This window comes from Candidatus Omnitrophota bacterium, from assembly GCA_028716165.1.
Classification (GTDB): domain Bacteria; phylum Omnitrophota; class Gorgyraeia; order JABMRG01; family JABMRG01; genus JAQUQI01.
This window is the reverse complement of sequence record JAQUQI010000002.1, coordinates 1-22312: the sequence shown is the minus strand read 5'-3', so window position 1 is coordinate 22312 and position 22312 is coordinate 1. Positions and strand designations below refer to the sequence as shown.

The window sequence follows — 22312 nt, the reverse complement described above, 5'->3', positions numbered from 1 at the left end:
CGCCGGTATACGCTTATATTTTTAGCAATCAGTTTTTGTAGTGGCGCTATGGCAGGCGTTAAAAATAAGCCTTGCCTTAACATTAATAGTATGATATTATATCACACTATTAAAGGAATTCTCAAGGAGGTATCTAAAAAATGTCAAAGGTATGTTCAATATGCGGAAAAGGGCCGAGTTCGGGCAGGACTATAACCCGGCGCGGTATGGCAAAGAGAAAAGGCGGGGTCGGCAGAAAGATCGTAAGGACAAATAAACGCCGTTTTCTCCCCAATCTTCAGAGAGTTAAGGCGATTGTGGGGAAAAGCAGAAAAACTATTCTCGTCTGCGTAGAATGCCTTAAATCCGGTAAAGTAAAAAAAGCCGTCTAAGATCTTGCGCGGGCTATAAGACGCAAAAAATCTATCACCTCGTTCGTTGAATGAAGATAAAATTCAGCGGACGAGGTTTTTCTTTCTCCCTTGACAAATACCGTAATGCCAGCGCGCTTTAAGGCCTTAAATGCCGACTCGTCCGTCTTGTCATCGCCTATATAAATAGGCAGTGCTTTTTTTCTGTATCCCTTTAGCGCGTCCAGGCAATACGAACCTTTATCCCGTCCTACCAGAGGCCTTAATTCAAATACTTTTTTATTATTCAGGACACGCATCTGCCCGGAAAGGACATAAGGCTTTGAAACAGCTAAAAATACTTCTCTTAGTTTTTTAAGGCAGGCGGGTTTTAGCCTCCTGTAATGAAGGCTTAGTACCAGGCCCTTGTCTTCAATATCAATGGAGGCCATGTTGATAATGCCTGTCAATGCCTTTGTCAACGATTGTCTTATAGAACCAATACAGGCCCTTACCCCGGACCGGTTGGCGGTGGGAAAAACCTGCTTGCCGATAGGCCGCGTTTCAAGGCCGTGACAGCCGGCATAGCTTATGCCCTTTATGCCAACTAAGCTGATAACACGATTTAAGGCGCGGCCGCTTACAATGGATATCCTTACACCTTTAGCCTTTACTAATGTTTTCAAAATATCGCGCGCGGCATCAGGCATGACAGCCTGTTCCGGCCTTTGGGTTATCGGGGCCAGCGTTCCGTCAAAATCCAGAAAAATATGCAGATAAGACGGGTCTGATATGCGGTAAATCAGCTCTGTCTGATTCTTTAATAGGTATTTCAATTTATATTATCTTATGTCCGGCCGGAAAAGCGGCGGTATTCTGTATTTTGACGAATTCCGATACCATGTCTCCGGCCCATTTGTAAATATTTTTTTCAGAAACTATCTCGCGCAAAGACGACATCCTGCGCCTTCTTTCATTTTCAGGCATCTCCAGAGCATATTTTATATTATCAACAAAAGACTCGGCGTCAAAGGGGTTAAAGGTGACCGCATCCGTAAGCTCTCTGGCGGCTCCGGTAAACTGGCTCAAGAGCAATATACCGTCTCCATCCGGCCTTGACGCTATATATTCTTTTGCAACAATGTTCATACCGTCATGCAGAGAACTGACAACGCATATATTGGCAAGCCGGTAAAAGGCCATGATCTCGTCTGATGAGAGATGGCGCCTCACCAATACTATCGGCGCCCAATCTTCGCTGGCATGTTTCCAGTTCACGCGTTCAACAACGGCATTTATCTTGTCGTTTAAATCTTTATACGCCTGAAGATGTATTCTGCTCAAATCTCCTACCTGAACAAAGGCCAGCCTGCCCTTGAAAGAAGGATTTTTATCAAGAAAATTATCCACCGCCTCTATCCGTTCAATGATTCCTTTCGTGTAATCTATACGGTCAAGCCCGAACATTATGAATTCTATGCCGCTTAAATTATATTCTTCCACAAGCGGCCTGGCGTGTCTCTTGATATCGGAAGTCCCGCATCTATCGGATATGGCGTTGAAATCAACGCTTATAGGAAACGCCCTGACAAGGGTCTCGTGGCCCCTGTATACCACGGAATAGCGTTCACGGTCTATTCTTGCCTCAAGCATTTTGTCTACAGTATCAAAGAAATTTTCGCAGTGGTAACGTATATGAAAACCCAGCAGGTCATTGGCCAAAAGGCCTTCCAGTATCTGCCTCTGTTTTGGGCAGATACGAAATACCTCGGAATTGGGCCATGGTATATGCCAAAAATGCGACACGAGCAGTTCCGGCCGGGCCTGCTTGAGCATAAGAGGTAAAAGTGTCAAGTGATAATCTTGTATCCATACAAACGCCTTTTTATCACCGATCTCTTCCAGTACGGCATCGCAAAATTTTTTGTTGACGTCAACATATACCCGCCATTCGTCTTCGTTGAATTCAGGCCTTGTATAGGCTATGTGGCATAAAGGCCACAATCCCTTGTTAGAAAAACCGTAATAATAACCCGCCTCTTCCTCTCTGCTTAACCATACCCTTCTTAGTATATACGAAGGCTTGCCCGGCGGAACTGCCACATGGTCTTTTTTGTCAACCGTTTTTTTATCGCCTGAACCGGAACCATATGCCACCCATGTGCCGCCGCAAGCGCTCATAACAGGTTCAAGGGCGGCGACGGCTCCTCCGGTAGGCTGGCCGCAGATTATCTTCCCGTCGCGCACCTTGTGCACATAAGGCTCGCGGTTTGAAACTACAATAAGCATATTATCCGCAAATATCTGTTTTACGGCATTTTGCAGATCATTCTTTGTATACATAGAACATATCCCTTTTATTCATATAATAGCTTAACAGGCGGCTTTTGTCAAAAGCTATAAAAATTATAATAAAAAATAAATGCCTTAAAGCCGTAAAAACGGCAGGCCTTATGTGAATCGTTAAGACGCGCCTTTAAAAAACTTCAAATCCGGCTTTAAGCCATAATTTTAAGCGGAAAGTACCGTATCTGTGACAAGATTCCGGGCTTCTTCAATCAGGGGCAAGGGGAGAGCGCGTATATCTTTGAGCTGGAGCTTGATGGATGTTATGCCTTTATAAGTGTCTAATTCGCAGGTATACACAATATCTATCTTGCTTTGGCGCAAAAGATCCGGAACCCGCTGGGCCATATTAAAGCCAATGGCTTCGGCTGTAACCTTACCGTCGGTGACCCACATCTTTATCGTTGACTTGCGTAAGGCCTGCGGCATATTACGTATCATAAGCTGTCTGGAAACAAATACAGGCTTAGGATTGCCGACACCAAAAGGATTAAGCCTGTCAAGTTCTTCAAGCGTCTTACGGTTTAAGTCCGATATAGGTATCTCGGCATCCACCTTTATGCTGGGCACGAGATCCTGGGGCATAAGCATCTTATCTGCCATATCATTTATGCTCCGCCTGAATTCGCCAAGCTTGTCTTTTGCTATCGTAAAACCGGCGGCATAACCGTGCCCGCCAAAGTTTTTCAGATGCCCGGCGCAACCGCTCAAAGCATCAAAAAGATTAAAGCCTCTTATGGAACGGCACGAGCCCCGGCCTTCATCGCCGTCAATAGAAATAATAACAGCAGGCCGGTAAAACCTGTCAACCAGCCGTGAGGCAACTATACCTATGACCCCTCTATGCCAGGAAGCATCATCCAATACAATAACCCGCTGGCGTTTAAAATCCATGCTGTTCTCAACCCTGGTTACCGCCTGTCTTAAAACAGACTCTTCCATCCTCTGCCTGTTCCTGTTTTCGGCACAGAGGGCTTTTGCAAGCGCTTCTGCCCGGTTAGCGTCTTCGGCGAGAAAAAGGTCCAATGACGCGCCGGGGTCCGAGACCCTGCCCGAGGCGTTTATCCTTGGCCCCAAAATAAAACCTACATGATAAGATGTTATGGCCCTTGCCTTTAGCCCGGACTGTTCAATAAGCGCTTTTAATCCGCATTTTTTTGTGTTGGCCAACTGGTCCAGGCCGTTTTTTACCAGTATCCTGTTCTCTCCTGTAAGAGGCACCACATCGGCAATAGTACCCAGGCAGACAAGATCAAGCTGTTGATGCAACCAATCATCTCCGGCGCCTAATAATGCCGACGCCAATTTAAAAACAATGCCGACGCCCGACAAGTTTTTTTCAGGATAGGCGCACCCATTTTGGAGCGGGTTTATTATAGCATCGGCGGCAGGAAGCCTTTCATCGGGCGTATGGTGGTCCGTAACTATTACGTCTATGCCCAAACCCTTCAATTCCTCTATCTGCTCCAGGGCGCCGATACCGCAATCAACAGTTATTAAAAGCTTAGGTTTCTTGTCACGAATAACGCGTACCGACTTTTCATTTAAACCGTATCCTATATTAATCCTGCTTGGAAGATAGGAATCTACATCAGCTCCGATATGCTTAAGAACAAGGACCATGAGGGCCGCGGCGGATATGCCGTCAACGTCATAATCGCCGTAAACAAGTATCTTTTCCTTGCGGCGGAGGGCTTCTCTTATCCTAAAAACACATCTATCCATGCCTTTCATCAGCATAGGATCATGCAGGTTAAGCAGGCTCGGATTGAGAAACAGTTCGGCCTGGCGCGGCGAACTTATGCCGCGGTTTATAAGTATCCGTGCCATAAGAGAAGATATAGGCATATCTCTTGTAAGGGATTGCTGGAGAGCGGTATCCTGATAAGTGATGTTCCAGTTTTTTTTCATAGCAACAGATGGCTCCTTGCGCATATCCGCGTGCCTATTTCGTAAGGCACGTCATATAAACGGCTCAATGTGTATGACAATATCGGTAACATTTTTAATATCGGCCTTAATCTTTTCTTCTATCCTGTGATTAAGGTCATGCGCTTTTCCTATCGGCATATCCGCGTCAACGGCAATATGCAGGTCAATGTGAACATCATCCCTGCGGCCCCTTGTCCTTATCTTATGGCAGCCCTTAACATCATCAAATCCCAGGACAAGGCTTCTTATCGGATCCTCATCCATAACCGACTTATCGCAAAGAACGCCGGACGACTCTTTCAGTATGATAACCGCGCTATACGCTATCATTAAAGCTATGCATACCGAAACAACGGGTTCTATTACCGGAAAACCGATTTTAACGGCAATGAGAGCGCATATGACCGATATGGAAACAAGTATGTCGCTTTTAGTGTGCTCGGCATCGGCCAATAATATATCGCTTGAGAGGGCCGCCGCCCGGGACTTTTCATATAGATATACGGCCGCGTTTACGGCAACAGTGACAAGCATAACAATAAAACTTGCTATGTCAATATTAGAGACTGCGGGATGGAGAAATCTGTCTATTCCGTTTCTTATAATATTATAAGAAATAAGGAACAGAATAATGGCAATAATAATAGCGGCGAATGTTTCGTATTTCTTATGCCCGTAGGGATGGTCTTTGTCTTTGGGACGTGAAGCCACCCATATTCCGGTAAGGCCTACCAGGTTGGAAGCGCCGTCTGAAAATGAGTGTAACCCATCGGCGCATATGGCTATTGACTGCACCGCGTGGCCGTAGATAATTTTTATAAACGCCACAATCCAATTGAGCAGTAATATGGCCAAAAGTATGCTGCGTATTTTTCTAAAACGGATATCCATATAAAAGCCCGTAAATAGATCTAACGCTTCTTAAAAATAACGGGCAAGGCCTAAAAAGACTGCCTGTTCCTGCGCCATAGCAGTATCATCGGACTTGCTATAAAAATTGTTGAATATATGCCGGATATAAAACCGACTATCAGGCAAAAAGCGAAATTATTAAGCACTATTCCGCCCCATAAAAATACGGCAATAACCGTAAACAGGGTTGTAAGGGTTGTAAATACGGTCCTGCTCAATGTCTGGTTTATGCTTAAATTTATAAGCTCACTAAATTTGATCCTGCGCATAAGCCTCATATTTTCCCGAATACGGTCAAATATAACTACGGTATCGTTGATAGAATAACCCGCTACAGTTAAAATAGCGGCGACCACGGTAATATCAAATTCCCTGCCGGTAAGCGCCATGGCCCCTATAACAATAAAAACATCATGGAAAAGCGCTACTATGCCGGCGAGGCCGTATTCCCAATGCTTAAACCGCAGGCCTACGTATATCATAATACCCAGCATGCCGAACAAAAGCGCTTTAATGGCATTTTTTCGTAAAAGCCTGCCTATGGAAGGGCCTACTTTTTCTATCCTCATAAATTCAAATTGATTATCTTTCATCGGCTCTTTCAAAGCAGATTCAACAGCATCGCTGGAATCCTGCGCCGTGCGTATCAATATCTCCCGGTCGCCGGCAAGGCCCTGTATATTCACGCCCCCTATGCCTGCCTTGTTGACCGATTCTCTTATCCGGGCTATATCAACAGGTTTCTCAAACTTCAACTGCTGTAATGTGCCTCCGGAAAAATCCACGCCGTAATTTTTCTCGCCTCTGAAGGTAAAAATACCGAAGCTTATTACAATAAGTAAAATTGACGCCCCGTAGCAAATCCTTCTCTTGCCGGTAAAATCTATTTTGGTATCGTGTATCAAATTCATCATATGGAGCTTCTTAAAACCGGGAGAAAGCAGAAGCAGGTCAAAGATAACGCGCGTAACAACAAGCGCGGTAAATAAGCTGGCAAATATACCTATGGTAAGGGTCATAGCAAATCCCCTGATGGGCCCTGTGCCGAATTGGAATAAAAGCGCCGCGGCTATCAATGTCGTAAGGTTTGAATCAATAATAGCGCTGAAGGCCTTGCTATATCCCGTTGATATAGCGGCCCGTATGGTCTTCCCTGTCTTTAATTCCTCGCGCATTCTCTCATAGATCAATACATTGGCGTCAACAGCCATGCCCAAAGTCAATATAAGACCTGCTATACCGGGTAAAGTAAGAGTAAAATGAAAGTATCCCATAACCCCCAGTATAATAAATAAATTACAGATAAGAGCGGTCACAGCAATCGTGCCTGCCAGCATATAATATAATATCATAAAAATACAAACTAAAAGGGCTCCAATACCTACGGCCTTTATACCTGACCGGACTGAATCTTTTCCCAATAACGGGCCTACGGTCCTTTCTTCTTCTATGGAAACAGGGGCGGGTAGAGCTCCGGCGCGAAGAATTATCGCAAGGTCATTGGCCTCTTCCGGCGTAAACCTGCCCTGTATAACACCATCTCCGCTCGGTATCCTCTCCCTTATAACAGGTGCTGATTTAATATTGCCGTCAAGGACAATGGCAAGCCTTTTGCCGACATTCTCGCCTGTTACATTGGCAAACTTGGAAGCGCCGTCTTTTGTAAAATTTATGGAAACAACGGGTTGGTTGAAAGCGGACTGGTCAAAATTCACGATCGCGTTGGCGAGGTCTGAACCGATGACAGAGGCATGTTTTTCTACAAGCACATTCTCGCCGTCTTCCGTGGCCAAAAGTTCATACCCGTCAGGAACATTGCCTGCGAGCGCTGACTTAATCTTTTCGGTATCAGAAGAAACAAGCCTGAATTCCAAAAGGGCGGTCTTACCGATAAGTTCCAGAGCGCGCTGTCTGTCGGTAATGCCGGGCAATTGAATAACTATCTCATCCTTGCCCTGCCGCTGTATTGATACCTCTTTAACCCCAAACTGGTCTATTCTGTTCCTTATTATCTCCAACGCTCTTTCGGGCGCGCCTTCAGCATCTTTGGCGGAAAGTTTTGATATATCCACTTTCAGGACAAGATGCATGCCTCCCTGCAAGTCAAGACCCAGATTTATCCTGCCCTCACGCGCAATACGGCCATCGGCGCCCTTGATACTTAACGGCGGCCACAGGCTCCATAACGCCAAACCCATTACGGCTACAACCAGTAATAATCTCCATTTCAAGTTTTTCTGCATGTCAAACAACTCCCGTTATTTTTGCCTTAAGAATCCGGGCGCAATAGGCCGGATCCGGGCGGCGGTAAATTATTCCACGCTGACTTTTTTCTTGACAGTTGAGACCGCGGACTTTGATACCTCAAGTTTCACATTATCGTCAACCCTGATTGAATATGTTTTTTCCTTAATATTAATCACGGTCCCGTGTATGCCTCCGGTGGTAATTACCTCGTCATTTTTTTTAATGGAATCAAGCATCTGCAGATGTTCTTTTTGTTTCTTCTGCTGCGGCCTAATAAGCAAAAAATAAAATACCACAAACATAAGGATAAGCGGCATAAGGCTTATTAACGGATTTGGGGCGTCTGCCCCGGCAGTCTGCTGCGACTGGCCCATAGCATATGCTGTCTGAATAAACATTATTTTTTCTCCTTCTGCCCTTTTCTGCGGGCATATTGTTACGCGCCATGACAAGGGTTTTGCCTATTACGCGTGTCCGGCCTTGGCTTTCCGGGTTAAATAGACATAAAAAATCACCTTATATACAAGTGCAGGAATTCTTTTTTAAATTCACAAAACCTGTCCTCTTGTATGGATTCCCGGATATTTTTCATTAGTGTAGCATAGAAAGCCACATTATGCAACGATAATAGTTTAAGCCCAAGTATTTCATTTATATTAAAAAGATGGTGTATATATGAACGCGTATAATGCCGGCAGCAATCGCACTTGCAGTAAGGATCAACAGGGCTATGATCATTTTTATACCCGGCATTCCTTATATGAATCTTGCCGGCACAGGTAAAAGCAAGGCCGTTCCTGGCATTTCTGGTAGGAACCACGCAATCAAATATGTCAATACCCAAAGAAACAGCCTCAAACATGTCTTCAACGGCGCCGACACCCATAAGATACCTTATCTTATCGTCAGGCATAAGGACTGCTGTCTTATCAAGGACATCATACATTAATTCTTTCGGTTCACCGACGCTCAAACCGCCTAAGGCATAACCGTCAAAACCCATGCCGGCGATTTGCTCCGCCGCCTGCCTGCGTAAATCCGGATACATGCCGCCTTGTATAATACCGAACAGTAATGATCCCGGGGTGGGGAAATTACCGCTACTGGGCTTTTGCGCGGTAAAATTACTCATACTTCGTTTGGCCCAGCCGGCAGTCAACTCCATAGAACGCATGACTTTCTCGCGCGGACAAGGATACGGCAGGCACTCGTCAAGGACCATCATAATATCACTACCCAGCAATAACTGGAAATCCACTACGGATTCAGGCGTCATAAAAAAACTCGCGCCGTCAATATGCGACCTGAATTCAACTCCGTCATCTTCTATCCTGCATAAACGGGCCAAAGAGAATATCTGAAAACCGCCGCTATCGGTAAGTATCGGCCCGGGCCAGTTGATCCATCTGTGTAGGCCACCCGCGCTTTTGATCGTGTCAGGGCCGGGCCTTAAAAAAAGATGGTAGGCATTTGAGAGCATTATCTGCGTGCCCGCATCTTTTACCTCATATGGTGATAAGGTTTTTACAGCCCCTATAGTCCCTACGGGCATAAAATTCGGCGTATCTATACTGCCATGGGGCGTTAGAAATACGCCCAAGCGCGCCTTAGTTTTATTGTCTTTTTTTATTAAGGAATACATATGCCGCGATTTTTCGTTTAAAAATATCACACAATAAGCATGGCATCGCCATAACTAAAAAAACGATATCCAAGCTTTATTGCCTCATTATACGCCTTCATAATCATTTCCCTGCCGGCAAAAGCGCATACAAGCATTAGAAGCGTTGTCCTGGGCAGGTGAAAATTGGTCAAAAGCATATCAATAGCTTTAAATCCATACCCCGGGTATATAAAAATGTCCGTAGAGCCACTGCTTGCCGGCAAAGAAAATCCCGAAGCGCTTTGTCCGGCTTTCCGCCCGGCACATGCCGATTCCAAAGCCCGGCAGGCAGTTGTTCCTGCGGCTATCACTCTGCCGCGGCAGACCTTGGCATTATTTATCATACGGGCAGTCTCTTCGCTTATTTCGTAATATTCATGGTGCATATGATGCCTCGTTATATCTTCCTCGGTAACCGGCCTGAATGTGCCGTAACCTACGTGAAGAGTAAGATACGCTATGTTTACTCCGGACTGCCTGATGCAATCTATAAGCTCATTAGTGAAATGAAGCCCTGCCGTAGGGGCCGCTATGGCTCCGGGTTTTTTGGCGTACACAGTCTGGTATCTGGACTCATCAATTAATTCGGCGTTTCTTTTTATATAAGGCGGAAGCGGCATACTGCCTATTTTATCAAGCGCGCTATAAATACCCTCTTCCGGCTCAAAACGCATTTGTATATAACCTGCGCTTCTTCCAATCACTTCGGCGCTGATATCTGTTTTATCAAAAACAATCCTCGTTCCCTTAGAAAGTTTCCTTGACGGCCTTGCCAGCACATTATATAAACCGCCTTCCAGCCTGCCTGCCACAAGAAACTCTATCTTTCCGGTATGTCCCCGGCGCCTGCCTATAACGCGCGCTTTGTAGACCTTGGTATCGTTAAGAGCGAGGATGTCTCCCTTCTTAAAAAAACGAACGATGTCCCTGAATAACAGATGTTCAATAGCGCCTGTGTCTTTATGCAGCAGCAGTAATCTGGATTCATCGCGTTTTTGGCACGGGTATTGCGCTATCAGGCCTGGCGGCAGATTATACTCAAAATCTGAAAGTCTCACGCTATTCAAGGGCCTCTATTTTAGCGCCGGGATAATAATAAGACAATATATCGCGAAAAGGCTTCTTCTTTTTTGCCATGGAAAAAGCGCCCCACTGGCACATACCGACTCCATGCCCCCAGCCTTTTCCTTTTACGCGCAGTTTGTCCCCGTCAATAAAAATATTAAAATTCGTGCTCTTAATAAGCGCCGGGCCTATTAAGCTTCGCAAGTCTTTTGCCGTAACAGTTGTAGTAATATCGTTTGCCTCAATTACAATACTGCCCACCCTGCCGTTATTGTCTTTTCCCGCGGTTGACACGCGCCTTATGCCGTTTACCTTGTATCCTTTGGCTTTCAAAATCTCTTCAAACGCCTGAATATCCGTTTCATAAAGCCATGAATAATACGGAGAGTTTTTACAATACCCGCACTCAACCCCTGCCAGTGGAGCTTCGTCCATTTGCCACAGCCTGGATGCCTTTTCGGTATGCCCGCCGCATGTGGCATGAAAAAATGCGGCCAAAGGCCTATTCTTCCACATCAAAACCATGCCTTTTGTTTCATCAACAGCCTTATTTGTCCTATAGCGCTGGGCATAAACACCGTTATACACCTGCGAACTTATATCAGAATGCAGGTGATAGTGCCTGTGTCGGTTCTCCTCTATCTGATACAACGCGTATGTTCTTGAAACAACCGCCTGGGCCTTAATAGCCTCCATGGGCCAGCGATGCGATACTTCATGATATAAAACACCTTTAATATAATCCTCCAGGCCAACCTCGTTTATCGCCATAAGCCGGCGGGCATCTGCCCTTATTATCTTAAGATTCCCTTTATAAAGACGCCTGTTCAGATAAATAGCGGGTTGTTTTTGAGGCACAAGGCATATTGCCTTGGCGCTGAAAATTCTATCGCCGAATTTTATACCGCCGGCAACGGGCGTTATAATTTTATTGAAAAATGTGCCTGCCTTGTCAATTATCTTTCCGCTGGAGATTTCCATGATCTTATAACCGCCCCTTACAGATAACTCTATTCTGTCAACATCGTTAAGCACACAGACCGATATCCTATCAGGCATACGATATAATCCGGCGCTTAAGGCGTTTAACGGCGCCATAAGGCATAATATTAACAAGAAACATATTTGTTTAGTTTTTATATTCATTTATTGGTTTTAATGCGCCGGGCTTAAAGGCTTATGATTTCTTTTTTTTGGGATTTATTACCGGAAAGTCCGGACATTGATACCGATAAAGCGCCTATCGGCAAACAAATTGCCGGAAACGGCTTAGCGGCTATCGGGAACATGTTTTCATAAACCGTTCCCTTTCACTGTAAATACAGCCGCAATATTTTTGATGATACAGGCCCATATCCCGCGACATGCTGTGGGATTTACGGAAACCGGGCCTGAAATCCTCATAGATAAACGGAACAGAATACCGCTTCTGCGCGTCTTCGGCAATCTGCTTCATCATCTCATGATCCTGATACGGGCTTATAAAAAGCGTGCTGGTAAAACCGTCAAAGGCATTTTTCGCGGCGTATTCGGCAGTCTCTCCAATACGCAATGACCAGCAGAGACCGCACCTTGAGTCTTTTTCATGCAAGGCGGTTTTTCTAAAAAAATCCTCAAACATATAATCCTTATGAAAAACTATATCAATGCCCATATGGCGCGCCAGATCAAGGCATGATGACCTTCTCATATGGTACTCGGACACGGGGTGTATGTTGGGGTTATAGAAGAAGCATTTCACCTGGCCGTATTTTTCTTTTAACTTCATCACGCTATAAACCGCGCAAGGCGCGCAGCAGATATGCAATAATATTTTCATGTAAGCCTCCGGGCTTAAGCGGTAATAAAGGTCAAAAAAGGCCTTTGCTTTCTCCCGAGGCCTGTTTCAAATTTAAATGCCTGTAAGCGGCTTCGGTTGCCTGCCTGCCTCTTGGCGTGCGTTTTAAAAAACCCGCCTTTAGCAGAAAAGGCTCTACAACATCAACGATAGTATCGGGCTCTTCGTTAAGGGTGGCTGCCAGTGATTCAATACCAACAGGGCCTCCCTTGAAATGGTCTATTATAACCCGCAAGACCTTGCGGTCTACATTGTCAAGGCCTTCTGAATCAATGCCCTGCGCCGTTAATGCCTTCTCAACCGTTGACTCTTTTATACCGCCGTCTTCCTTTACCTGGGCATAATCTCTTACCCTGCGAAGGAGCCTATTGGCAACGCGGGGTGTCCCGCGTGAACGCCTTGCTATTTCAAGCGCCGCGGACGGTTCAATATCTACATTCAATATGCCCGCCGACCTTTGGACAATCTTCAACAGGTCTTCCGGCGTGTAAAATTCCAGGTGATGAAAAACTCCGAATCTGCCGCGCAGAGGCGCGGTAAGAAGCCCCGAACGCGTGGTAGCGCCGATAATAGTAAAAGGCTTCAGATTGAATTTTATGGTTTTCGCGTATGGGCCTTTATCAATAACAAAATCTATCTGAAAATTTTCCATGGCAGGATACAAAAACTCCTCAACTATTTTAGAAAGCCTGTGTATCTCGTCAATAAAAAGTATGTCTCCGGAACCGAGGTTTGTCAGTATCCCTATGAAATCTCCCGCCCTTTCTATCGCGGGGCCCGATGTCGCGGTTATTTTTACACCCATCTCATGCGCTACTATATGGGCCAGTGTGGTCTTGCCCAGGCCCGGCGGGCCGGAAAACAATATATGTTCGGCGGGTTCATTGCGCCGCCTGGCGGCTTCTATTGTTATTAGCAGATTATCAATAATGTCCTTCTGGCCTATAAAATCCCTGATCATCTCCGGCCGAAGCGACATATTCAATACTCTGTCTTCTTCCGTGTCGCCGGGGACGATCAGCTTCTGCCGGACTTGAAAATCCTTTTCCTCAATACCTTCAGACATCACTGCCCTCTCTGCCTGTAAACTTCGTTTAAAATCTCTTCGCTCGTAGATGCTTTGGGATTTCTCTTAACCGCCTGCTCCACCATCTCTTGTGCCTGATGCCTTTTATACTGTAATTGCATCAATACCTGCACCGCCTCGGCGGTTATATCCTGTTTTGTGCAAATGCCTTCTCCCGCGCCGGAGACGTCTTTGATAAGAGCAAATTTACCTATCTTGTTCTGAAGTTTGGCTATAATCTCCTTTGCCCTTTGCTCGCCGATACCCGGCAGAGACTTCAGATATGCCAAATCCGACCTGTCAATAGCCTTGGCTATCTCGGATATCGGCTTATTGATAGCCCTGACAGCGGCTTTGGGCCCGACGCCTGATACAGTAATAAACTTTTCAAAAAACTCTCTTTCTATATCATTCATAAAACCTATAAGAACAGGGTAACTCTTTGAGGGCTCACCCATATAATAATGGAATGTCACGAGATGCACTTCGCCGCCGATAGGCACGTCCTTTAACTCCTGGGCAACAGTAAGCGGCACAAGCACTTCATAGGTAAGGGCCCCTGCGTCAACCAAGATACTACCCTGGTCTTTTCGCGCGAGTTTTCCTTTTATAGCTGATATCATGTCCTGATAAAACTCCGTCCGGTTTGTTTAAGTAAACATGCTTCGGCAGGTATTGCCAAATCCGGCATGCGGTTCGGATTACCTCTGCTTTCAGCGCGTAAAAAAGGCATAGACACGGGATTACAGGCTTGGAGATGATGCACATACGTCAGACAAAGGGCCAATGCGTCGCTTACATCAAAAGGGCGCGCCGCATCTTTAATATTAAGCAGTTTATTTACAACGCGCTGGACCTGAAGTTTTGACGCGTTTCCGTTTCCCGTAATGACGCGTTTCGGGGTCTTGGCAGGGTATTCTTTTATGGCAATACCATTCTGACGGCAGCAGCATAATATAATCCCTCTGGCATGGCCCATTAATACAGCCGTCATGCGATGCTTATAATGAGAATAGAGCTGTTCCACGACACATATATCCGGATGATAGTTGCGGGCTATGTCCTGTATTTGAAGATATATGGCCTCAAGCCTGGCCGGAAGGCCGTCTTTATAGAGGGTCCTGATAATGCCTGCCTCAATAACGGAAATATTTCCGTTATTATTCTCTATCAACCCATAGCCTGTCTTATCCAGGCCCGGGTCAATGCCTAATACCTTCATATTGTCACCCTTCTAAAAGATCGTCGGGTATATCAAAATTAGCGTAAACATTTTGAACGTCGTCATTGTCCTCAAGCAGTTCCACAAGAGACAAAACCTGTTTGGCAGCAGGGCCTTCAAGCCTTATAGTGCTTGACGGTATCATAGTCAATTCGGCAGATTCTATTTTTATATTGGATTTTTCTATCGCCTCTTTTACTTTTTCTAAATCAGCAGGCGGGGTCGTGACCTCATGCATATCTTCTTCTGTTTTCATATCATCGGCGCCGGCATTGAGAACAATAGACATAAGGGTATTTTCATCGGCATCAGATACCTTTACCATTATAAACCCTTTTTTGCTGAACATCCAGCTCACACTGCCTTGTCCGGCCATATTGCCGCCTTTTTTGGAAAATATATTCCTAATCTCGGCGCCTGTCCTGTTCTTATTGTCTGTCAGGGCTTCTACGATAATAGCCACTCCCGACGGGCCATAGCCTTCGTATGCTATCTCTTCATACACCACGCCCGGAAGTTCGCCCGTGCCTTTTTTAATGGCCCTGTCAATATTATCCGCGGGCATATTAACAGCCTTCGCCTTGCCTATTGCCACACGCAACCGCGGATTAGCGGATGGGTCGCCGCCGCCCGATTTCGCCGCTACAGTCAGTTCTTTAGAGATCCTGGAAAATGCCTTGCCCCTTTTGGCGTCTGTCGCGGCTTTTTTATGTTTTATACTTGCCCACTTGTTGTGTCCTGACATACTTTATATCTCCTTTTGCTTTGTTATCGCGGACATATTTCCGCGCTCTTTTAGGCGGCAAAGGGCCCTTATAAAGACAAAAACTAAAAAGAGCCTCATTCCTCTTTCTCGTTCTGCTTTGCCTGTTGATATTTAGCGATAATACCCTGGGCTATCTTTGCCGGAGTTTCATCATAATGCGAAAATTCCATATGATAAGAACCTCTGCCTGCCGTTAAAGAGCGTAATTCTGTCGCGTATTTCAGCATCTCCGACAAGGGTATTTTCGCCATAACTATTTCGTTATGCCCTTTGGCCTCCACGCCTATTATCCTGCCGCGCTTTGAATTAATATCGCCCGTAACCGAGCCCATGGCATCTCCGGGCGCCGTTATTGACACATTCATAATCGGCTCCAACAAAACCGGGTTAGCCTCATGGACACCCTTTTTCAGCGCCATACTTCCGGCTATCTTGAACGCCATTTCAGAAGAATCAACGCTGTGATAAGAACCATCATAAATCGTAACCCTTATGTCAACAAGCGGGTACCCTGCTATCGCGCCCTCTTCCATGGCCTGAATAACGCCTTTTTCAACTGCCGGTATATATTGCCTTGGGACCACGCCCCCTACTACTTTATTTAAAAATTCAAAATTTCCGCCTCTGGGAAGAGGCTCTATCTCAAGCCATACGTCTCCATATTGTCCACGGCCCCCGGACTGCTTCTTGTATTTGCCTTGGATCTGCACCTTTTTCTTTACGGTCTCTTTATACGCGACCTTGGGCACGCCAAGTTCCACGTCAACCTTAAAATCATTTTTAAGTTTTCCAACCATGGCCGTCAGGTGCATGTCGCCAAGGCCTGAAACAATCAGCTCTTTCGTCTGCTGGTCTCTGGAAAACTTGAACGTGGGGTCTTCGCTGTTTAATTTAGAAAGGGCCGTCATTATCTTTTCCTCGTCATGCCTGGATACCGGTTTTACAGACAAGGATATGGCAGGCTCGGGCAGTATGACAGGCTCAAACTTAAATTTTACTCCCTCCGAGGCTATTGTATCGCCAAGGCCTGTTTCTTTTAATTTGGCTACAGCCGCTATGTCCCCGCAAGAAACCTCTGAAACAACCTTTTGTTCTTTGCCCTGGAGCATAAAAATCTGGCCAATCCTTTCTTTCACGGACTTGGTAACATTATAAAATGACGTATCGCTTTTCAATGTCCCGGAAAAAACCCGGAATACGGTAAGCTGGCCTATAAAAGGGTCTATCAACGACCTGAATACAAAAGCGGAAAAATCACCCTGCGCATCAGGAACTACTTTAACAGCTTCTGGCATAGTTTCCTGGCCGGCAAATACAGGCCCGGCATCCAGGGGGCTGGGTAACAGGTCTTCAATACAGTCTATCAACTCGGGTATGCCTATATCCTTTAATGCGCATCCGCAAAGCACGGGAAACAGTTTGCCCTGGCATACAGCCTTTTTAAGCGCCTGCCGTATCTCATCGTCGGTGGGCATTTCTCCGGAAATGTATTTTTCAAGGAGCATGTCATCAGTCTCGGCAACAGATTCAAACAAGCTTTCGCGGTATTTCATGGCTGATTCCTTTTCAGGGCCTTGCAATTTTTCAATCTCCGCCTTGTCAAAAAGCGATATAACCCTGCTAAAAGAGGCCTCTTTACCTACAGGAAACTGCAAAGCAATGCAAGCATTACCAAATGCCTCGCGTATTGAAGATAGCGCTTTGTCAAAATCCGAATTTTCTTTGTCCAATTTATTTATAAACAATACGCGGGGCAGGTTCTTTTCCTTGAGCATATCCCAGCATCTTTCGGTACCGGTTTCAACACCGTTTACAGCGCAGACAACACAAACCCCTGAATCAACCACTCTTAAGGAAGTTAAAAGAGAGCCTGAAAAATCCGCGTAACCAGGGGTATCAATAATATAAGAAAGCCCTGTGCCGCGCTGGATAAAAAAAACTTTTGACCGCATAGTGGTCTTACGCTGTATCTCATCGTTATTATAATCGCACATGCTGGTCCCCTGATCAACACTGCCATGACGCGAATTAATACCTGCCTTGAAAAGCATGCTGTCAATACACGATGTCTTGCCTGAACCTGAATGGCCTAAAAATATAAGTGTCCTTTTATTTTTCAAGTCAACCATGGGCCAAACCTCCCTTCATCTATAGTATTAATTATAGTATTAACTTGAATATCATTATATATAAGGGCTGATTAAGAGTCAAGTTCAATAAAAATATCGGCGAGAAAAAGACAAAACAAAAAAACGGCAGGGAATAGACTCCCTGCCGTTTTGAATATTAAGCCAGCAGCTGCTTACTCTCCCACAATCTGGCGAATGCAGTACCATTAGCGATGAAGGGCTTAACTGCCGTATTCGGAATGGGAACGGGTGTTTCCCCTCCTCTATGGCCACTGGCAAAATTAGAGTTTGTCTTATTTTTTAAAGACAAACAATCAATCATTTCCAGGGACAATTAAATCCCCGGCAAAAATTATTGACAACTTGTATAGTCAAAAAACTACATTAATGAATTTATAAGACCAGCTACAGGCAATGCTGGGCATATACCTGTAACAATATAATGGTCAAGCCTCACGAGATATTAGTACTCCTTAGCTTAATCCCTTACGGAACTTACACACGGAGCCTATCAACCTTGTAGTCTACAAGGTCTCTTCAGGTACCATACGGTACGGGATATCAATTCTTGGAGGAGGCTTAGTGCTTAGATGCTTTCAGCTCTTATCCTTTCCGAACATAGCTACCCAGCTTATACGCCTGGCGGCATAACTGGAACACTAGAGGTTCGTCAATCCGGGTCCTCTCGTACTACGGACTGCTCTCCTCAAATATCCTACGCCCACGACAGATAGAGACCGAACTGTCTCACGACGTTCTGAACCCAGCTCGCGTACCACTTTAACCGGCGAACAGCCGGACCCTTGGGAGCTTCTCCACCCCCAGGATGTGATGAGCCGACATCGAGGTGCCAAACCGGGCCGTCGATGTGAACTCTTGGGCCCGATAAGCCTGTTATCCCCAGAGTACCTATTATTCGTTGAGCGATGGCGCTTCCACTTGCAACCACCGGATCACTAAGACCTGCTTTCGCATCTGCTCGACTTGTAGGTCTCGCAGTTAAGCTCTTTTATGTCTTTACACTCAATGCACGATTGCCATACGTGCTGAAAGAACCTTTGTGCTCCTCAGTTACCTTTTATGAGGAAACCGCCCCAGTCAAACTGCCCGCCTGGCATTGTCCCCACGCCTGATTCAAGGCAATGAGTTAGAATTCTAATAAAACAAGGGTGGTATTTCAAGGTTGGCTCCACCTCGGCTAACGCCAAGGCTTCACTGCCTCCCACCTATCCTACACATGTCGGATCAAAATTCAATACCAAGGTACAGTAAAGGTTCCGGGGTCTTTTCGTCTAGTCGCGGGTAGACGGCATCTTCACCGTCGCTACAATTTCGCCGAGCCCCTCGTTGAGACAGCGCCCAGACCGTTACACCATTCGTGCGGGTCAGAACTTACCTGACAAGGAATTTCGCTACCTTAGGACCGTTATAGTTACGGCCGCCGTTTACCGGGGCTTCAGATTGCAGCTTCTTCCCTTGCGGGAATAACCGCGCCACTTAACCTTCCGGCACCGGGCAGGTGTCAGTCCCTATACATCGTCTTACGACTTAGCAGAGACATGTGTTTTTGCTAAACAGTCGCCTGGGCCTCTTTAGTGTCACCCTAATCCCCTCCGACTGTGCGTCTTCAGGGTTTAAGGCACCCCTTCTTCCGAAGTTACGGGGCCAATTTGCCGAGTTCCTTAACGAGGGTTCTCTCGAGCGCCTTAGGATTTTCTCCTCGTCTACCTGTGTCGGGTTGCGGTACGTGCACCCGTCATACTCATTACAGCAGATTTTCTTGGCAGTGTGGTGTGAATCAGTTCGCCCGCTCCGTGGATTGGGCTCCACATAACCCCTCATCCCAGACTCGCGCCTGGAACTACAGGCTTATCCCCAGACATCCAACGCTGGGTAGATCTAACCTACTGCGTCATGCTATAATTGATAACGCATAACAGGTGGTATCTGAATATTAACAGATTGTCCATCACCTACGCCTTTCGGCCTCGGCTTAGGCACGACTAACCCTGGGTGGATTAACCTTCCCCAGGAAACCTTAGACTTACGGCGGATACGTTTCTCGCGTATCTTTTCGCTACTCATTCCGGCATAATCACTTCTATTTCGTCCAGAGCTCCTTACGGTACTCCTTCACTCTAACATAGAACGCTCCCCTACCAAATATACTACCCGAAGGCAGTATAAATCTGCAGTTTCGGCGTCAGGCTTAAGCCCCGATTATTATCGGCGCGAGATCACGTTGACCGGTGAGCTGTTACGCAATCTTTAAATGATGGCTGCCTCTAAGCCAACATCCCGGTTGTCTAAGTAACCTCACATCCTTTACCACTTAGCCTGATCTTAGGGGCCTTAACTGGCAGTCTGGGCTGAATCCCTCTTGACTATGAAGCTTATCCCTCACAGTCTCACTCCTATGATACGGTTGATAGTATTCGGAGTTTAATTGGGTTCGGCAGACGGGTAAGTCCCCTAGCCCATTTAGTGCTCTACCCCTATCAACTATTACATAAGGCTGTCCCTAAAGACATTTCGGGGAGAACCAGCTATTTCCGAGTTTGATTAGCCTTTCACTCCGATCCACAGCTCATCACCTGCCTTTTCAACGACAGTGCGTTCGGGCCTCCACATGGTTTTACCCATGCTTCACCCTGGCCATGGATAGATCACTCGGTTTCGGGTCAGCTTAGTATAACTTGTCGCCCTTTTAAGACTCGCTTTCGCTGCGGCTCCTCTCTGCAAAGAGATTAACCTTGCTACACTAAGCAACTCGCCGGATCATTATTCAATAGGCACGCGGTCAGCCATTATCCTCTATGAGGATCATAGGCCTTCCACAGCTTGTAAGCTCATGGTTTCAGGTACTATTTCACTCCCCTCAACGGGGTACTTTTCAGCTTTCATTCACATTACTTGTGCACTATCGGTCATCAATTAGTATTTAGCCTTGGCCTGTGGTCAGGCCTGATTCCTACGGGGTTTCACGTGTCCCGTAGTACTTGGGATACTGTTAGGCCGGTTAAAGGATTTCACTTACAAGACTATCACTCTCTTTGGTTGGGCTTTCCAGCCCATTCAGTTATCCATAACCGTACCACATTACAGTCCCGCAACCCCTCTGGCACATGTGCCAAAGGTTTAGGCTGTTCCTCGTTCGCTCGCCGCTACTTAAGGAATCAATGTCTTTTTCTTTTCCTCAGGGTACTAAGATGTTTCAATTCCCCTGGTATCGCTTCTTAAACCTATTTTATTTAGTTTAAGATACCCTGATATTACTCAAGGTGGGTTCACCCATTGGGAAATCTCCGGATCAAGGGCTGTTTGCGCCTCCCCGAAGCATATCGCTGCTTACCACGTCCTTCATCGCCTATTGACGCCAAGCCATTCACCATAAGCTCTTTGTAGCTTGACCAAAAACTCGATAAACAATATACCCATCTGCTCTTACGAGCCAATGGGCATAGAATTACGGTTCTCGTTTGAAATTGTAGTTTTCGACTATACAAGTTGTCAAAGAACAAATCTATTATATTAATAAAGCGTCCATATTACCGCTTTACCATAGGATAGTTCTCATATTAATAACGCATGGCCGGTCTTTTCATAATGCAGTTTCTGCCTGTTAAAACCCAGTCCTAAGAACTGCTTAATAAAAATTAATGCAAGATGGTGGAGATGAGGGGGATTGAACCCCTGACCCCCTGCTTGCAAAGCAGGTGCTCTCCCAGCTGAGCTACATCCCCATTTAGTTTACAGTTAAACATAGCCGTTAATTATGATACACAGTTTTTATACGGACTAAATGGTGGGCCCAACTGGAATTGAACCAGTGACCACCGCGTTATCAGCACGGTGCTCTACCAACTGAGCTATAGGCCCACAATATGTTTGAAATAAACTTAACCCCGGAACTTTTTCAAGAAATACGACCCATTGTATGCGTTTAGCATTTGAGGGGAATCTATTACTGATTCGCGTTACTTTTTTTCGGGGCAGTTTAAGTAAAACTGCAGGCCCTCTGGAGAAATCAGGTCACTAAATTCATTGAAATCCCGAGCCAATACTGTAAAAGAGCTGATGAAAAAGGATGCCAAAAACCAGCGAAAGAAACCACCTGTTGTTTTATACGGCGGCCAAAGGCCGTCGTATAAAAATACTCCTTAGAAAGGAGGTGATCCAGCCACACCTTCCGGTACGGCTGCCTTGTTACGACTTAGTCCCCCTTACCAACCACACCTTAGACGCCTCCTCCCTTGCGGTTAGGTCAGCGGTTTTGGGTGCAATCGACTCAGGTGGCTTGACGGGCGGTGTGTACAAGACCCGGGAACGTATTCAGCGCATCGTGGCTGATACGCGCTTACTAGCGATTCCGGCTTCATGGAGGCGAATTGCAGCCTCCAATCTGAACTGGCCCTGCTTTTTTGCGATTAGCTCCACCTCGCGGTTTGGCAACGCTTTGTAGCAGGGATTGTAGCACGTGTGTCGCCCAGGGCGTAAGGGCCGTACTGACTTGACGTCATCCCCACCTTCCTCCGTTTTATCAACGGCGGTCCTCTTAGAGATCCCAAAATGGGCAACTAAGAGCAGGGGTTGCGCTCGTTGCGGGACTTAACCCAACACCTCACGGCACGAGCTGACGACAGCCATGCAACACCTGTGTATCTGTCTTTAAGGGAAGGCCCTACTTTCATAGGGCTGTCAAATACATGTCAAGCCCTGGTAAGGTTCCAGGCGTAGCGTCCTATTAAACCACATGCTCCACCGCTTGTGCGGGTCCCCGTCAATTCCTTTGAGTTTC

Annotated in this window: 16 protein-coding genes, 2 tRNA genes and 3 rRNA genes; 1 reads left to right on the top strand and 20 read right to left on the bottom strand. The window is 46.1% G+C overall.

What is annotated here, in order from left to right; all coding sequences use genetic code 11:
- Positions 1-140: 140 nt before the first annotated feature.
- Positions 141-371: a 50S ribosomal protein L28 gene (gene rpmB, locus PHV77_01545; GenBank protein MDD5503978.1), complete on the top strand. Its 231-nt coding sequence runs from the start codon at positions 141-143 to the stop codon at positions 369-371.
- On the opposite strand, the gene otsB is transcribed toward rpmB, so the two are convergent.
- The 20 genes from otsB to PHV77_01445 all read right to left on the bottom strand — a co-directional run.
- On the bottom strand, positions 368-1165 hold the full coding sequence (otsB, locus tag PHV77_01540) for a trehalose-phosphatase (protein MDD5503977.1): 798 nt from the start codon (positions 1163-1165) through the stop codon (positions 368-370). The genes rpmB and otsB overlap by 4 nt on opposite strands.
- 1 nt (position 1166) lies before the next feature.
- Complete coding sequence (locus PHV77_01535; protein MDD5503976.1) at positions 1167-2672, bottom strand: trehalose-6-phosphate synthase; 1506 nt, start codon at positions 2670-2672, stop codon at positions 1167-1169.
- Positions 2673-2840: 168 nt separating this feature from the next.
- A complete protein-coding gene (gene recJ / locus PHV77_01530; protein ID MDD5503975.1) occupies positions 2841-4586 on the bottom strand; it encodes a single-stranded-DNA-specific exonuclease RecJ in 1746 nt (581 codons plus the stop codon).
- A 51-nt stretch (positions 4587-4637) separates the two neighbouring features.
- On the bottom strand, positions 4638-5498 hold the full coding sequence (locus tag PHV77_01525; protein MDD5503974.1) for a cation diffusion facilitator family transporter: 861 nt from the start codon (positions 5496-5498) through the stop codon (positions 4638-4640).
- 50 nt (positions 5499-5548) lie between these two features.
- On the bottom strand, positions 5549-7762 hold the full coding sequence (secD, locus tag PHV77_01520) for a protein translocase subunit SecD (GenBank protein MDD5503973.1): 2214 nt from the start codon (positions 7760-7762) through the stop codon (positions 5549-5551).
- A 69-nt stretch (positions 7763-7831) separates the two neighbouring features.
- Positions 7832-8164 carry a preprotein translocase subunit YajC gene (gene yajC, locus PHV77_01515; protein MDD5503972.1) on the bottom strand — a complete coding sequence of 111 codons (333 nt, stop codon included), beginning with the start codon at positions 8162-8164 and terminating at the stop codon, positions 7832-7834.
- 113 nt (positions 8165-8277) lie between these two features.
- The gene (gene tgt / locus PHV77_01510) at positions 8278-9408 is read right to left on the bottom strand and encodes a tRNA guanosine(34) transglycosylase Tgt (protein MDD5503971.1); all 1131 of its coding nucleotides are present in this window, start codon (positions 9406-9408) and stop codon (positions 8278-8280) included.
- Between the two features lie 26 nt (positions 9409-9434).
- Positions 9435-10487 (bottom strand): tRNA preQ1(34) S-adenosylmethionine ribosyltransferase-isomerase QueA, encoded by a 1053-nt coding sequence (queA, locus tag PHV77_01505; GenBank protein MDD5503970.1) that lies wholly within the window; start codon positions 10485-10487, stop codon positions 9435-9437.
- Position 10488: 1 nt separating this feature from the next.
- Positions 10489-11553, bottom strand: coding sequence for a SpoIID/LytB domain-containing protein (locus PHV77_01500; GenBank protein MDD5503969.1), 1065 nt, complete (start codon positions 11551-11553; stop codon positions 10489-10491).
- Between the two features lie 217 nt (positions 11554-11770).
- Positions 11771-12313, bottom strand: coding sequence for an epoxyqueuosine reductase QueH (locus PHV77_01495; protein MDD5503968.1), 543 nt, complete (start codon positions 12311-12313; stop codon positions 11771-11773).
- 31 nt (positions 12314-12344) lie between these two features.
- On the bottom strand, positions 12345-13397 hold the full coding sequence (gene ruvB / locus PHV77_01490) for a Holliday junction branch migration DNA helicase RuvB (protein MDD5503967.1): 1053 nt from the start codon (positions 13395-13397) through the stop codon (positions 12345-12347).
- On the bottom strand, positions 13397-14020 hold the full coding sequence (locus PHV77_01485; protein MDD5503966.1) for a helix-hairpin-helix domain-containing protein: 624 nt from the start codon (positions 14018-14020) through the stop codon (positions 13397-13399). Before PHV77_01485 ends, ruvB begins: the two co-directional genes overlap by 1 nt.
- Positions 14017-14619, bottom strand: a complete 603-nt coding sequence (gene ruvC, locus PHV77_01480) for a crossover junction endodeoxyribonuclease RuvC (protein MDD5503965.1) — start codon at positions 14617-14619, stop codon at positions 14017-14019. Before ruvC ends, PHV77_01485 begins: the two co-directional genes overlap by 4 nt.
- A 4-nt stretch (positions 14620-14623) precedes the next feature.
- Positions 14624-15364 (bottom strand): YebC/PmpR family DNA-binding transcriptional regulator, encoded by a 741-nt coding sequence (locus PHV77_01475; protein ID MDD5503964.1) that lies wholly within the window; start codon positions 15362-15364, stop codon positions 14624-14626.
- 95 nt (positions 15365-15459) lie between these two features.
- Entirely contained in the window at positions 15460-17514 is a 2055-nt protein-coding gene (gene fusA, locus PHV77_01470; GenBank protein ID MDD5503963.1) for an elongation factor G, read from the bottom strand.
- A 160-nt stretch (positions 17515-17674) separates the two neighbouring features.
- A 5S ribosomal RNA gene (gene rrf / locus PHV77_01465) occupies positions 17675-17791 on the bottom strand.
- Between the two features lie 165 nt (positions 17792-17956).
- Positions 17957-20926 (bottom strand): 23S ribosomal RNA (locus tag PHV77_01460).
- A 255-nt stretch (positions 20927-21181) separates the two neighbouring features.
- Positions 21182-21257 (bottom strand) — tRNA-Ala (locus PHV77_01455).
- Positions 21258-21317: 60 nt separating this feature from the next.
- Positions 21318-21393, bottom strand: a tRNA-Ile gene (locus PHV77_01450).
- A 285-nt stretch (positions 21394-21678) separates the two neighbouring features.
- Positions 21679-22312, bottom strand: a 16S ribosomal RNA gene (locus PHV77_01445); the annotation flags it as partial.